Source organism: Paraburkholderia ginsengisoli NBRC 100965 (assembly GCF_000739735.1).
In the GTDB taxonomy this organism is placed as follows: Bacteria; Pseudomonadota; Gammaproteobacteria; order Burkholderiales; family Burkholderiaceae; genus Paraburkholderia; species Paraburkholderia ginsengisoli.
In genome coordinates this window covers 24,572-38,127 of the sequence record NZ_BBJF01000018.1, presented here as the reverse complement: position 1 = coordinate 38,127, position 13,556 = coordinate 24,572, and the positions used below count along the sequence as shown (strand labels likewise).

The window sequence follows — 13,556 nt, the reverse complement described above, 5'->3', positions numbered from 1 at the left end:
GACGAAGAAGGGGAACGAAGCCGCACGCGTGCATCAAAAAATGCGCCGCGTGCGCACCGACAAAAAACCAATGACCCAAACGCACCAGCGCCCCGCCGTTCGGCGAGGCGACGCACGCATCAGAACGTGTGCTCAGGGCTAGGGAACGAACCGTCCTTCACCGCGCGCACATACGCTTCCACAGCGGCCTGAATGCTGACTTGCCCCTGCATGAAATCCTTCACGAAGCGCGGCCGTTTGCCGGGGAAAATCCCCAGCATGTCGTGCAGCACCAGCACCTGACCCGAGCAGTCGAGCCCCGCGCCAATTCCGATCGTCGGAATACGCAACTGCTTCGTGACTTCGCTCGCGAGCTGTGTCGGAATCGCCTCCATCACGATCAGCTGCGCGCCTGCTGCCTGCACGGCGAGCGAGTCGCGCAGCAGCTGGCTGGCACCCGCCTCGGTCTTGCCTTGCACCTTGAAGCCGCCGAACGCATGCACCGACTGGGGCGTGAGGCCGACGTGCGCGCACACCGGAATCGAGCGCTCGACCAGAAAGCGCACCGTTTCCGCGAGCCACTCGCCGCCTTCGAGCTTTACCATCTGCGCGCCGGCGCGCATCAATTCCACCGAGCTACGGAACGCGTCTTCCGGCGTGCCGTAGGTGCCGAACGGCAGATCGGCGACCACCAGTGCCGCGGGCCGCGCCCGCGCCACGCTGGCCGTGTGATAGGCGATGTCCGCGAGCGATACCGGCAGCGTGGTCGTCTGCCCTTGCAGCACGTTGCCGAGCGAATCGCCGATCAACAGCACGTCGACGCCGGCGCGATCCAGCAGCGCCGCGAAGCTCGCGTCGTAACAGGTGAGCATCGCGATTTTTTCGCCGGCGTCGCGCATCGCCTGCAGTTTCGGCACGGTGACCGCGTTCCGGCTCGCTTCCTGCAAATAGGTCATGGGTCAATCCAATGGAAAAAAGAGGTGGCCGCGCCGCTTAGAGCGACGTGCCTTTGACAAAGAATTCCTTGCGACCGCGCATGGTTTCGATGCGTTCGGCGAGTAGCGCAAGGTCCGCGTCGGAATCGAGCGGATTCAGATGTTCGGCGTTGACCGTCAGCACGGGCGTGCGGTCGTAGTGATAGAAGAATTCGTTGTACGCGTCACATAGCGCGCGCAGATACGCGTCGGAGATCTGCAGCTCCATCGGCACCGCGCGCTTCTGGATGCGCGCGAACAGCACCTCGGGACTGGCCTGCAGGTACACCACGAAATCCGGCGCCGGCGCGCTGACGTTGAGCTGCGCCGCGAGCGCGCGATACAACTGCCACTCGTCTTCCTGCAACGTCAGACGCGCGAAGATGTCGTTCTTCTGCGTCATGAAATCGGCGATGAGCGGCGTGCCCGAGCCGTGCGCCGCGTTCACTTCCTGCGCCTGCTGCGCGCGCTGCAATGCGAAGTGCAATTGCGTGGGCAACGCGTAACGCGCGGTGTCGCGATAAAAGCGTTCGAGAAACGGATTGTCCTGCGGTCGCTCGAACAATTCCTGCATCGACCAGCGCTGTGCGAGCCGTCGCGCGAGCGAAGTCTTGCCGACGCCGATCGGCCCTTCGATTGCGAGATAACCGAACGGAGGACGCAGTTGCGGCGCGGTGACCGTAAGTGGAGGTGAACTCATTCGCAGCGGCCTTTGTCGGCGGTGGCGCCGCCAGTCAATGCATTGAGCATCGGGCACTGACACGGGCCCTTCACTTTCTCGATGCGTTGATCGCTGACGCCGGCGAGCAGCGCATCGGCACGGCCGTGTTGCGGAATGACCAGCGCCGCGTCGATTTCGATGAGCGGGACCAGCGCGAACGCGCGTTCGGTCAAGCGGGGATGCGGCACGATCAGATCGGCTTCGTCGATCGACTGGTCGCCATAAAGCAGGATGTCCAGATCGAGCGTTCGCGGCGCGTTGCGAAACGGCCGCTCGCGGCCGAACTGATGCTCGATCTTGTGGCACAGCGCGAGCAGATGCCGCACGGGGAGAGTCGTCTCGACTTTCACGACGCAGTTGAAATAGTCGTCACCGCCCGCGTCGATCGGGGCAGTGCGATACAGGCTCGACTTGGCGAGCACGGAGATGGTGTGCTGTTGTGCGAGGCACACCACTGCGTCTTTCAGGGTCTGGCGCGCGTCCCCGAGATTCGCGCCGAGGCCAAGATAAGCAACCGTCATGGCATAACTTCCTGCAACTATCGTTCGACGGCTTCAGCGAACGCCGCGTCAGTCTTCGTGCGAGCCGTCGTGGCCCGCGTCGTTGTCTGTGCGTTCGGCTGGCGTGCCGCCCTCCATTCCGTCGCCCGGTTTGCGGCTTCTGGCGCCACTGCTGCGCCGCCGTCGTTTTCTGGGACTCCGGTCCTTCCCGCCTTGCGTGAGCAACGTCTCGCGTGCGGCGACGTCTCCTTCGATGAACTCCGTCCACCACGCACCGACCGACTCATCGAGTTCGCCCGATTCGCAGCGCAACAGGAGGAAATCATACCCCGCTCTAAATCTTTGGTGTTCCAGCAGCTTCAGCGCGCTTCTTCCCGAACGTTTTTCGAGGCGCAACTGCAGGCCCCAGATCTCGCGCATATCCGACGAGAAGCGCTTGTGGATCGCGAGTTTCTCGGTCTGCATGTCGAGAACTTCGTCCATCGCGCGATGCAGCGCGGGCACCGGATACTCGCCGTTCGCCTCGAACTTCTGCCAGCGTTGCTGCACGTCGTGCCACAGCAGCGTGGCGAACAGGAAGCCCGGCGACACCGGCTTGCCGGCACGCACGCGCGCATCGGTGTTGGAGAGCGCGAGCGTGATGAATTTTTCGCCGATCGGCTGCTCGAGCACCACGTCGAGCAGCGGCAGCAGACCGTGATGCAGACCTTCCTGGCGCAGGCGCTTCAGGCAGGCGAGCGCGTGACCGGACAGCATCAGCTTGAGCATCTCGTCGAACAGACGCGCGGCGGGCACGTTGTTGATCAGATCGGCCATCTTTGCGATCGGCTCGCGCGTGCTGTCTTCGATCTCGAAATCGAGCTTTGCGGCGAAACGCACCACGCGCAGCATCCGGACCGGGTCTTCGCGATAGCGCGTGGCCGGGTCGCCGATCATGCGCAGCAGGCGCGCGCGCATGTCGGCCATGCCGTTGTGATAGTCCAGCACGGTTTGCGTGGCCGGATCGTAGTACATCGCGTTGATCGTGAAGTCGCGGCGCGTGGCGTCTTCGTGCTGCTCGCCCCACACATTGTCGCGCAGCACGCGGCCGCTCGCGTCCACCGCGTGGGTGCGGCGGTCGAGCTCGTCGCGCTTCAGACGGCGCGGCGGCGCGGCGTCCGCGGCGGGCGGATCGACCAGCGCGCGGAACGTCGACGTCTCGATGATCTCCTGGCCGAACTGCACGTGCACGATCTGAAACCGCCGGCCGATGATGCGCGCGCGGCGGAACAGCTTCTGCACCTGTTCTGGCGTGGCGTCGGTGGCGACGTCGAAGTCTTTCGGCTTGATGCCGAGCAACAGATCGCGCACCGCTCCGCCGACGATGAACGCGCGGTGGCCCGCCTGCTGCAGCCCCTCGGTCACGCGAATCGCGTTCCGCGAGATCAGCGAGGGATCGATGCCGTGCACGTCATGCGGAATGATGACCGGCACGTCCGGGTCGCGCACGGCCTTGACGGCGGCGCCAGGCGCGCGGATGGTTTTGCGGCGCGGCTTGGCCGCGCCTTCGGTAGTGGAGGTCTTGCGCGCGGATTCGCGGCCCGATGCGTCTGCTTCGGCTTCGGCGGGCAGGGTGTCGTCAGCGGGCGCCGCGTCCTGGCCGAATAGCTTGCGGATAAGTTTTTTGATCACGAGGGTTGAAAGAGTTCGAGGATGCGCCAGCCTTTGGCTTGCGCATGGGCGCGCAATGTGTCGTCCGGATTGGTCGCGATGGGGTCGGTGACTTTTTCGAGCAGCGGGATGTCGTTGTGCGAATCGCTGTAGAAATAGCTGTGCTCGAAGTCGCTCCACGTTTTGCCGAGCGAGGCGAGCCACGCTTCGGTGCGGACGATCTTGCCTTCCTTGTAGCTCGGCGTGCCGGTGGGGCGACCGGTGTAGGCGCCGTGCGGATCGCCGTCGACGGTTTCCACTTCGCACGCGATCAGCGTGTCGACGCCGAAGGCCTGCGCGATCGGGCGCGTGATGAATTCGTTGGTGGCGGTGACCACGCAGCAGAGGTCGCCGGCTTCGCGGTGCTGCTTCACGAGGTCCAGCGCGACCGGAAAGATGGCCGGCGTGATGACTTCGTGCATGTACTGCGCGTGGATGTCGGCCAGCTGGGCCCGCGTGTACTTCGCGAGCGGCGTGAGCATGGCGATCAGATAGGCGTGAATGTCGAGCTTGCCGGCCTTGTAGTCGGCGAAGAAGCGGTCGTTTTCACGGGCGAAATTTTCGGCGTCGACCATGCCTTGTTTCACCATGAAGCGGCCCCATTCGTGGTCGCTGTCGGTGGGAATGAGCGTGTGGTCGAGATCGAAGAGTGCGAGGTTAGCCATGGGGGCCTATTTTACTTGAAGCGGATGAAGCGGCGTGCGAACCCGCGGGCGAGGCCGTTTGCGAGCCGGCGGGTGAGCCCGACGAACCGGGCGCGGCGCGCTGTTCGTCCAGCATGATGCGCAACAGTGGCAGCGTGACCGCGCGCTTCTGTTCGAGTGAGAAGCGGTCGAGCGCGTCGAGCAGCGCCATCAGGCTCGGCATGTCGCGGCGAAAGTGCGTGAGCAGGTAGGCGGGGACGTCGTCGGCGAGCATGATGCCGCGCTCGCGCGCCGCCATTTTCAGCACCGCCGCCTTGCCTTCGTCGGGCAGCGGCGCGAGATGGAACACGAGTCCCCAGCCGAGGCGGGTGCGCAAATCCTCGCGCACGGTCATGCCGATCGGCGGCGCGTTGCCCGCGGCGACCAGCGCGCTGGTGGGATGCGCGCGCACTTCGTTGAACAGGTTGAACACGGCGATCTGCTGCGCGGCCGACAGCGCGTCGCAGTCGTCGATCGCGTAGAGCGCCACGCGCGGATCGAAGCTGAACGCGGCGAGGCTGCTCTGCGGCCCGGCGAAGCGCGCATGCCCCGGCGGCGCTTCGTGCACCAGCGCCTGCAACAGATGCGTGCGGCCGCTGCCGGATTCGCCCCAGACGTAGAAGGTGCGATCGGCGACCGGCCCGGCCGAGAGCGCGTTGTCGAGCTCACGCAGCCGCGTGACCAGCTCCGCGTTCGCGCCGGCGAAGAAATTGTCGAATGTCGATGGCGGCGGGGTGCCGAGATCGAGCGTCAGTTGACGAAGCACAGTAGGTGAATGCCGAAAATGAGGCTAAGGCCGCAGTGGCCCGGATATCGGGCCGAAAACAGTCAGTGTCAGTTGTTGTAAAGGGTGCTCGACAGATAGCTTTGTCGCAACTCGCGGATCGCCACCGACAGGATCGCGCTGACTGGCAACGCGAGCAACACGCCGAAAAAGCCGAACAGTTGGCCGAACGCCAGCAACGCGAAGATCACCGCGAGCGGATGCAGCCCGATCCGTTCGCCGACGAGACGCGGCGTGAGATAGAAACTCTCGACGATCTGCGCGACGCCGTAAATCAGCGCGACCATGCCGAAGCCGTACCAGTCGCCGAACTGTAGCAGCGCCGCCAGCAGCGCCAACGCCAGACCGGTCGCAAAACCGATGTACGGGATGAATACCGCGAGTCCCGTAAAAATACCGACCGGCAACGCGATCTCGAAACCGGCGAGGCTCAGCGCGATCGAGTAATACGCGGCCAGCACCGCCATCACCAGCAACTGGCCGCGCAGATATTGCGACAGCATTTGGTCCATGTCGCGGGCAAGCTGCAGCGTCTTGTCGAGCCAGCGGCGCGGCACCACGATCTGCGCGCGCGCGAGCATGCGGTTCCAGTCGAACAGCAGATAGAACAGCACGAGCGGCACCAGCACGAGGTTGCCGATCACAGCCATCATCAGGTTGCCGCTGGTGCGAATCGAGGTCCACGCGTACAGCGCGACGGTCTGCGCGCTGCCTTCCAGTTGCCCCATCACGAGGTCGCGAACGCTGGCGAAATCGAGCGAGTCGGCGAGACCGAGCAGCGCTAGCTTGGGTTGCAGCCACGCGCTCGCATGCGCGAACAGCAAGGGCACCTGCTGACGCAATTGCGGGCCTTCCTTCTGAACCACCGCGAGCACCAGCAGCACGAGCAGGGTCATCAGCAGCGTGAAAAACAGCATCATCAGCAACGCGGCGAGTCCGCGCGGCACACGCCGGCGCACCATCCACGCGACGCCCGGTTGCAGAATGTACGCGAGAATCGCGCCGAGCAGAAACGGCGTGAGGACCGGACTGAGTAGCCACAGCAGGATGCCGACGCCCAGCGCGATGGCCACCCAGATGACGGCGCGGCGCTGAACGGGAGTCGGGATCGAGGAGTTTTGTTGCAAAGTGGTTTCCCAGGTGTTGTCGGGACCGGATGATCAAATTCCAGCCAGTCGGCCAGCATCGGGTAAAATCGCATTTTACCGACCTTCGAGCTCTTCCCCATGAATCACCCGAAATCCGCCCAGCCTTCAACTGATTCGGCCCAAGGTTTGTCGTATCGCGACGCCGGCGTGGACATCGACGCGGGCGACGCCCTTGTCGACGCGATCAAGCCCTTTGCCAAAAAGACGATGCGCGACGGTGTGCTGGGCGGCATCGGCGGATTCGGCGCGCTGTTCGAAGTGCCGAAGAAATACAAGGAGCCGGTGCTCGTGTCCGGCACCGACGGCGTCGGCACAAAGCTGCGCCTCGCGTTCCAACTGAACAAGCACGACACCGTGGGCCAGGATCTGGTCGCGATGAGCGTGAACGACATTCTCGTGCAAGGCGCCGAGCCGCTGTTCTTCCTCGACTACTTCGCGTGCGGCAAGCTGGACGTCGGCACGGCGGCCACCGTCGTGAAGGGCATCGCGCACGGTTGCGAACTGTCGGGTTGCGCGCTGATCGGTGGCGAAACGGCGGAAATGCCGGGCATGTATCCGGACGGCGAGTATGACCTGGCCGGTTTCGCGGTCGGCGCGGTGGAAAAGAGCAAGATCATCGACGGCAGCACGATCGCCCCGGGCGACGTGGTGCTGGGCCTCGCATCGAGCGGCATTCACTCGAACGGTTTTTCGCTGGTGCGCAAGATTATCGAGCGCGCGCAGCCGGATCTGAACGCGGACTTCGACGGCCGCTCGCTTGCCGACGCGCTGATGGCGCCGACGCACATCTACGTGAAGCCGTTGCTGTCGCTGATGCAGCAGATCGCCGTCAAGGGCATGGCGCACATCACCGGCGGCGGCCTGGTCGAAAATATTCCGCGCGTGCTGCGCGAAGGCCTGACGGCTGAGCTGGATCATCGCGCGTGGCCACTGCCGCCGCTGTTCTCGTGGCTGCAAAAGCACGGCGGCGTCGCCGATGCGGAAATGCACCGCGTGTTTAACTGCGGCATTGGTATGGCAGTCGTGGTTTCCGCAGCGGATGCGGAGGCGGCGATCGGCTTGCTGTCGGCAGCCGGCGAGCAGGTCTGGAAGATCGGCACGATTCGCGAAAGCGCGGCTGGCGAAGCACAGACCGTCGTCGTCTAAGAGATAGTCTTGCCCGCGCGGCGGGTGCGCGGTTCGTGCACACGCCGCGCGGGTTCAGTATTTCAAAACGCGTCCGCTTCCGGACGCATCAGCCCGTCCGCAGCAAAGCTTCAAATTAGCGCCTCGACCTCATCGAGCACCCGCGCGGTAGCGTGCGGATCGCAGCAGTCCACCACCACCCGTTCTGTCATGCTCCGCAGCCACGTGAGCTGCCGCTTGCATAACTGCCGGGTCGCAAAGATTCCCTTGTCGCGCATCGTCGAATAATCGACCGCGCCGTCCAGATATTCCCAGACCTGCCGATAGCCGACGCAGCGCATCGACGGCATCTCGGGCAGCAGATCGCCGCGTTCGCGCAGCTTCACCACTTCATCGATGAAACCGCCGGCCAGCATCGCGTCGAAGCGCTGCTCGATGCGCGCGTGCAAGATGCTGCGATCGGACGGCTCCAGCGCGATCGGCACGAAGCGCCAAGCAGCGGCGGCTTCATCCTGCCGCGTGGGTGCGGCCAGTAACGCCGACATCGCCTGGCCCGACAGCATGAACACTTCGAGCGCGCGCTGAATCCGCTGCGAATCGTTCAGCGCGAGGCGCGCGGCCGTCACCGGGTCCACCGCCGCAAGCCGCGCGTGCATCGCCGGCCAGCCTTCGCGCGCGGCGTCGGCGTCGAGCGTGGCGCGCACGTCGGCGTCGGCGGAGGGCAGATCGTTGAGCCCCTGCGTGAGCGCCTTGTAGTACAGCGTCGTGCCTCCGACCAGCAGCGGCAGCCGGCCGCGCGCATGGATGTCGGCGGTCAGCCGCAACGTGTCGGCGCGAAACTGTGCGGCCGAATAGACATCGGTCGGATCGACGATGTCGATCAGATGATGCGGTGCGACCGCGCGTTCTTCGGCGGTTGGCTTCGCAGTGCCGATATCCATCTCGCGATACACCAGTGCCGAATCGACGCTGATGATTTCCACCGGCCGCCGCGCGGCGAGCGCCAGCGCCGCGGCGGTTTTACCGGAGGCGGTGGGCCCGAGCAGGCAGGGAATCGGCGTGGGAGAACCCGATGCGTGTGACGTCATGAGTGAACCCGCACGCGTCCAGACAAAATCAGCGAGCGCACCGTCACTGCCCGCGCATGAACAGCCGATCGAGGTCGGACAGCGTCAGTTGATACCACGTCGGACGTCCGTGGTTGCATTGATCGGCGCGTTCGGTCGCTTCCATCTGGCGCAGCAGCGCGTTCATTTCGTCGAGCGTCAGACGCCGGTTCGCGCGCACCGCGTGATGGCAGGCGAGCGTGCCGAGCAGTTCGTGCTGACGCTCGGTCAACACGCGCGAGCCGCCGAACGCATGCAGATCGGCGAGCACCGCGCGCGCCAGCGCCTGCAGATCGGCGTCCTTGAGCAGCGCGGGCACCGCGCGGATCGCCAGCGTGGTCGGCGACAGCACGGCGAGGTCGAAGCCGAGCGCGTCGAGCGTGTCGCGCTCTTCTTCCACCGTGCCGATTTCGATCGGATCGGCCTGCATCGTCTGCGGGATCAGCAGCGGTTGCACGGCGATCGCGCGATCGGCCAACGCGTTCTTGAACTGCTCGTACAGGATGCGTTCGTGCGCAGCGTGCATGTCGACGATCACGAGGCCGTGTGCGTTCTGCGCAAGCACGTAGATGCCGTGAATCTGACCGAGTGCGAAGCCGAGCGGTTGCTCGTCGGCGGCGTTGAACCCGGGCGATGCGTAGGGCGCTGACGCGTTATACGGCGACGGCGTTTCGGCGGCTGAGTCGCGCGCTTCCAGCAGCGTCGCGCCCTCCGCCGTGCCGACATTGTTGTCTTTGCGGCCAAACAGCGCGTCGTAGAACGCCAGCGGTTGCGCGACCGGCAACGTCCCCTGCGTCATACGCGCCTGGCGCATCCACGTGTTGCCGGGTGGCGGCGACGAACCGAAGCCGCCGCCGGGCCGGCCAGCACCGAACCCGCTCGAAGCGCCTCCGATACCCGCAGCGGAGCCGAAATTGCCGCCACCGATGCCACCGCCCATGCCCGCCGCGCCACCCAACGGTGTCGCGCCGAACGAAGCCGGGCCGCCCGCCGCAGGCTCCAGATGCGCGGCGTGTCCGCCCGCAGTCGTTTCCGGCGACGCGCCCGCATGTCGTGCCAGCGCGCGTTGCACCGCGTGGAACACGAACTGGTGGATCGAGCGCGAGTCGCGGAACCGCACTTCGATCTTCGATGGATGCACATTCACATCGACGCCTTCAGGCGGCAGATCGAGGAACAGCACATAGGACGGATAGCGGTCGCCATGCAGCACGTCTTCATACGCGGCGCGCACCGCGTGCGTGAGCAGCTTGTCGCGCACGAAACGGCCGTTGACGAAGAAGTACTGCTGATCGGCGCGCCCGCGGCTTGCGGTCGGCAGACCGGCGCAACCGTAGACGGCCAGCGGCCCGGCGGATTCGTCGAGCGGCAGATGCGCCGTCGCGAACGTCTCGCCGAGAATCTTCGCGACCCGCACGGGCGGCTCGCTCGCGTTCCAGTGTTCGACCGCCTTGCCGTTATGTAGCACCGAAATCGCGACGTCCGGCCGTGCCAGCGCCGCGCGACGAATCTGTTCGAGGCAATGGCCGAGTTCGGTCTGTTCGCTTTTCAGGAATTTGCGACGCGCGGGTGTGTTGTAGTACAGATCGCGCACTTCGATCGTCGTACCTTGGGTACCGGCCGCGGGGCTCAGCACGCCGGTTTGCGCGTCGACGCGCACGGCATGGGGCGCCTCGGCCGTGCGGCTCGTGATGGTCATCTGCGCGACCGACGCGATCGACGCCAGCGCCTCGCCGCGAAAACCGAGCGTGGCGACCGCTTCCAGTTCGGCGAGCGAGCGGATCTTGCTGGTCGCGTGACGCATCAACGCGAGGGCCAGTTCGCCTTCGGGGATGCCGCAGCCGTCGTCGGTGATCGAGATGCGTTTGACGCCGCCTTCGTCGAGCAGGATGCGCAGCGTTTGCGCGCCGGCGTCGAGCGCATTTTCCAGCAACTCCTTGACCACTGACGCCGGCCGCTCCACCACTTCACCGGCGGCGATCTGGCTGATCAGCTGATCGGGAAGGGGCTGGATCGCGCGCAACGGGCGCAGTGCGGGCGCGGCGGTGGCGGACACTGCGGCCGCCGCGGAGTCGGCAGGCGTTTCGGAGAATTCTGACATGGCGAAATTATAGCGATTCGGCAAGCGAGCCCGCTGGCACTGCAAAGGGCGACGGATTTTTATTCGGCGCCGGGCACTTTCTGTATCATGACGCGGTCAATTTCGGGCGGTGAGCATGCGCTTGCCACTTTCGTTCGCAGGCCTGCCGGCAAGGCTCTTTTCACCACCTTCATATTCGTTTAACAGACAGAGGACGCTCCTTGGACACGCTGCTACATTTCGTCAACCTCGTCCTGCACATCGACAAGTTCCTCGGAGACTTCATTCATGTGTACGGCGCCTGGGTCTACGCGGTGCTGTTCCTGATCGTGTTCGCCGAAACCGGCCTCGTGATTCTGCCGTTTCTGCCGGGCGATTCGTTGCTGTTCATCGGCGGCGCGTTCTGTGCGACCGGCCAGATGAACCTCGGACTGCTGATCGTGCTGCTGCTGGTTGCGGCGGTCGCCGGCAATACCGTCAACTACATGATCGGTCGGGCCATCGGGCCACGCGTGTTCGATTCGCACATTCCTTTTCTCGAACGCTTCCTCGATCGCAGCGCGCTGCAAAAGACGCACAACTTCTATGAAAAGCACGGCGGCAAGACCATTGTGCTCGCGCGTTTCATTCCGGTGGTGCGGACCTTCGCGCCTTTCGTGGCCGGTGCTTCGTCGATGACGGTGAGCCGCTTCCAGTTGTTCAACGTGCTCGGCGCGCTGCTGTGGGTGTTGCTGCTCGTGCTGCTCGGTTATTTCTTCGGCAACATTCCGTTCATCCGTCAGTATCTGAATGTGATCGTGCTGGTGGGTATCGGCGCGGCTATCGTGCCGGTGCTGCTCGGCGCGTTGTGGAAGATGCTGCGCAAGGATGCCGCCAAGGCGCCTACCCGCTGACGTGTCATTGCAAACGTAGGTCGCCTATGGACAAAAGGCGTCGCGAACTTCGCGACGCCTTTTTCTTTGTGCGGTGCCGAAGGTGCGGTGCCGATGCGTTGTGCCGTTCACGACGCAGCGCAACCTTCGCTTCAACCGGCAGCAGCGCCCGTTGCACCTGGGCCGATCACGCGCGGCGCAAGCGGAGTTTCCGGCGTCGGATAGCCCGCCTCCTTGAAGGTCTGGACGATCGCGCGATTCGTGTCGAAATAGACCTGCCAATAATGATCGTTGCCGGTGTAGGGACGCACGCAGAGTAACGGTCCTTCCGGCGTGAAGCTCAACACTTCGATGTCGGGTGCGGGGCTCTCGGAGACATTCGGAATCTGCACGATGGCCGCCCGCAAGCGGTTCATCGCGTCGGTCGGATCGACGCCGTTGGCAATCTTCGCGGTCAACTCGACGCGGCGCACCGGCAACACGCTGAAGTTCGAGATCGTGTCGGAGAAGATCTTGTTGTTGCCGACGATGGTGGTCACGTTGTCCGGCGTCACGATAGTTGTGCCGAATAGACCCAGCTCCGAGACCGTGCCGGTGACGCCTCCTGCGGTGACGAAGTCGCCGACCTTGAACGGCCGCAGCACCTGCATGAAGATGCCGGCCGCGAAGTGCGCGAGCAGGCCGCCCCAGGCTGTGCCGATCGCGAGGCCGAGACCGGCGAGCAACGCGGCGAACGAAGTCGTCTGGACACCGAACACCTGCAGGATCGCGAGGATCAGCAGCAGGTTCAGCAACGCGCCGAGAATCGAGCCGAGATAGTGAGCGAGGGTGGGGTCGACCCGGCCATTGCGGCCAAGCACTTTGCGCAGCAAGCCGGTGATCAGGCCGATGACCCAGCGGCCGACGATCCACAGAACGATCGCGCCGAGAACCTTGGTGCCGAGGTCGATGCCCCGGGTCATGATGAACACGCGTACGGTATCGAGATCCAAGATGTCCCTCGTTGGATAAGTTGCCTTCGACTGATTGAACGACGGTGGCGCAATACAGCGGCAAATCCCCGGCGACGGCGCAAACGGTAACACCCGGTCTTCGGGAGTTATAGGCGACGGCGCTCGCATACGCAAGGACCGTTCCCGTTGGCCGAGCGAGCGGCTTGGCGGGAAAGAGCGGGCGGCGAGGTGGCTGCGATTTAAGAGATGACGGCTGGCCGGGCGCGAGCTTGCGCAGCGCTGTCGGCGAGGCGTGTGATGTCAGTTCGTGTCGCGACCCGGTGCCTCGCTAACGAGCCGTGTCGATGCGAGCCGGCCTACATGTGGAGATGCGATTCCGAATACGGAGAGGTGTGAACGACGAGCGTTGCGTCGGCTCTGTTTTTCGCGGCACGCTTGCGGCGTGCTACGTGATGCCACGCGAAAGCGGCGACGAGGGCAAGCACGTAAGCGGCGGCACGCGTGCAAAACGCAGACGGTGTGCTGAACTTGCCGTAGCGGTTTTGCGCGTCGGCGAACACGAGAAAGGTAAGTGCCGCATCGAGCAGCAACGCCACCAGTATCAGTGCGGCGAACACATGCGCGCCATTGATTGCCGGGCCCGGCGTGAACCGGTTGTAAAGACGGCATGCGATCACGACGATCGCAAGTAAAGCGAGGTTCGACACGAGGTCGAACATAAAATTGGCCATATCGATTCAATGAAGCGCGGGGCGTTGTGGCGTTGCCGAAGCGTCTGTCGACGCAAGGTTTCAGCGGGTTACGCCGGAACGGCCGCGATCATTGCATAACTTTCCATCTCGATAAATGACGGGGTTGGACTCAGTTGATGTTGTGCGTGCGGGGCGAGAAAGTATCGGAAAAGCCTTATTTTTCTTGGCGTAATGGCCGGTTGCGTTGTGG

Annotated in this window: 13 protein-coding genes; 2 read left to right on the top strand and 11 right to left on the bottom strand. The window is 64.3% G+C overall.

The annotated features are described in order from the left end of the window. Positions 1-119 precede the first annotated feature (119 nt). From panB to BGI01S_RS22860, 7 genes are all read right to left on the bottom strand, one after another. Entirely contained in the window at positions 120-935 is an 816-nt protein-coding gene (gene panB, locus BGI01S_RS22890; protein ID WP_042328366.1) for a 3-methyl-2-oxobutanoate hydroxymethyltransferase, read from the bottom strand. A 37-nt stretch (positions 936-972) separates the two neighbouring features. Then, positions 973-1,653, bottom strand: a complete 681-nt coding sequence (locus BGI01S_RS22885; protein WP_042328365.1) for a deoxynucleoside kinase — start codon at positions 1,651-1,653, stop codon at positions 973-975. Continuing rightward, positions 1,650-2,195 carry a 2-amino-4-hydroxy-6-hydroxymethyldihydropteridine diphosphokinase gene (folK, locus tag BGI01S_RS22880; protein ID WP_042328364.1) on the bottom strand — a complete coding sequence of 182 codons (546 nt, stop codon included), beginning with the start codon at positions 2,193-2,195 and terminating at the stop codon, positions 1,650-1,652. The genes BGI01S_RS22885 and folK overlap by 4 nt, the downstream gene beginning before the upstream one ends. 48 nt (positions 2,196-2,243) lie before the next feature. Then, positions 2,244-3,845: a polynucleotide adenylyltransferase PcnB gene (pcnB, locus tag BGI01S_RS22875; protein WP_042328363.1), complete on the bottom strand. Its 1,602-nt coding sequence runs from the start codon at positions 3,843-3,845 to the stop codon at positions 2,244-2,246. Then, entirely contained in the window at positions 3,842-4,528 is a 687-nt protein-coding gene (locus BGI01S_RS22870; protein WP_042328362.1) for a histidinol-phosphatase, read from the bottom strand. Before BGI01S_RS22870 ends, pcnB begins: the two co-directional genes overlap by 4 nt. After that, positions 4,521-5,312, bottom strand: a complete 792-nt coding sequence (gene hda / locus BGI01S_RS22865; RefSeq protein WP_042328361.1) for a DnaA regulatory inactivator Hda — start codon at positions 5,310-5,312, stop codon at positions 4,521-4,523. Before hda ends, BGI01S_RS22870 begins: the two co-directional genes overlap by 8 nt. A gap of 68 nt (positions 5,313-5,380) precedes the next feature. Next, on the bottom strand, positions 5,381-6,457 hold the full coding sequence (locus BGI01S_RS22860; protein WP_042328360.1) for an AI-2E family transporter: 1,077 nt from the start codon (positions 6,455-6,457) through the stop codon (positions 5,381-5,383). A 99-nt stretch (positions 6,458-6,556) separates the two neighbouring features. Between BGI01S_RS22860 and purM the strand changes: the two genes are divergently transcribed. Then, positions 6,557-7,624, top strand: a complete 1,068-nt coding sequence (gene purM / locus BGI01S_RS22855; protein ID WP_042328359.1) for a phosphoribosylformylglycinamidine cyclo-ligase — start codon at positions 6,557-6,559, stop codon at positions 7,622-7,624. Between the two features lie 110 nt (positions 7,625-7,734). Here the strand turns inward: purM and miaA are convergent, their stop codons facing one another. Next, complete coding sequence (gene miaA, locus BGI01S_RS22850) at positions 7,735-8,691, bottom strand: tRNA (adenosine(37)-N6)-dimethylallyltransferase MiaA (protein ID WP_042328358.1); 957 nt, start codon at positions 8,689-8,691, stop codon at positions 7,735-7,737. A gap of 43 nt (positions 8,692-8,734) precedes the next feature. Continuing rightward, the gene (mutL, locus tag BGI01S_RS22845; protein WP_042328357.1) at positions 8,735-10,810 is read right to left on the bottom strand and encodes a DNA mismatch repair endonuclease MutL; all 2,076 of its coding nucleotides are present in this window, start codon (positions 10,808-10,810) and stop codon (positions 8,735-8,737) included. Positions 10,811-11,010: 200 nt separating this feature from the next. On the opposite strand from mutL, the gene BGI01S_RS22840 reads away from it, so the two are divergent. Beyond that, positions 11,011-11,682: a VTT domain-containing protein gene (locus tag BGI01S_RS22840; RefSeq protein ID WP_042328356.1), complete on the top strand. Its 672-nt coding sequence runs from the start codon at positions 11,011-11,013 to the stop codon at positions 11,680-11,682. Positions 11,683-11,813: 131 nt separating this feature from the next. On the opposite strand, the gene BGI01S_RS22835 is transcribed toward BGI01S_RS22840, so the two are convergent. Both BGI01S_RS22835 and BGI01S_RS22830 read right to left on the bottom strand, forming a co-directional pair. Further along, positions 11,814-12,653 carry a mechanosensitive ion channel family protein gene (locus tag BGI01S_RS22835; protein ID WP_042328355.1) on the bottom strand — a complete coding sequence of 280 codons (840 nt, stop codon included), beginning with the start codon at positions 12,651-12,653 and terminating at the stop codon, positions 11,814-11,816. A gap of 317 nt (positions 12,654-12,970) precedes the next feature. Next, a complete protein-coding gene (locus BGI01S_RS22830; protein ID WP_042328354.1) occupies positions 12,971-13,345 on the bottom strand; it encodes a hypothetical protein in 375 nt (124 codons plus the stop codon). Between the last annotated feature and the right edge of the window lie 211 nt (positions 13,346-13,556).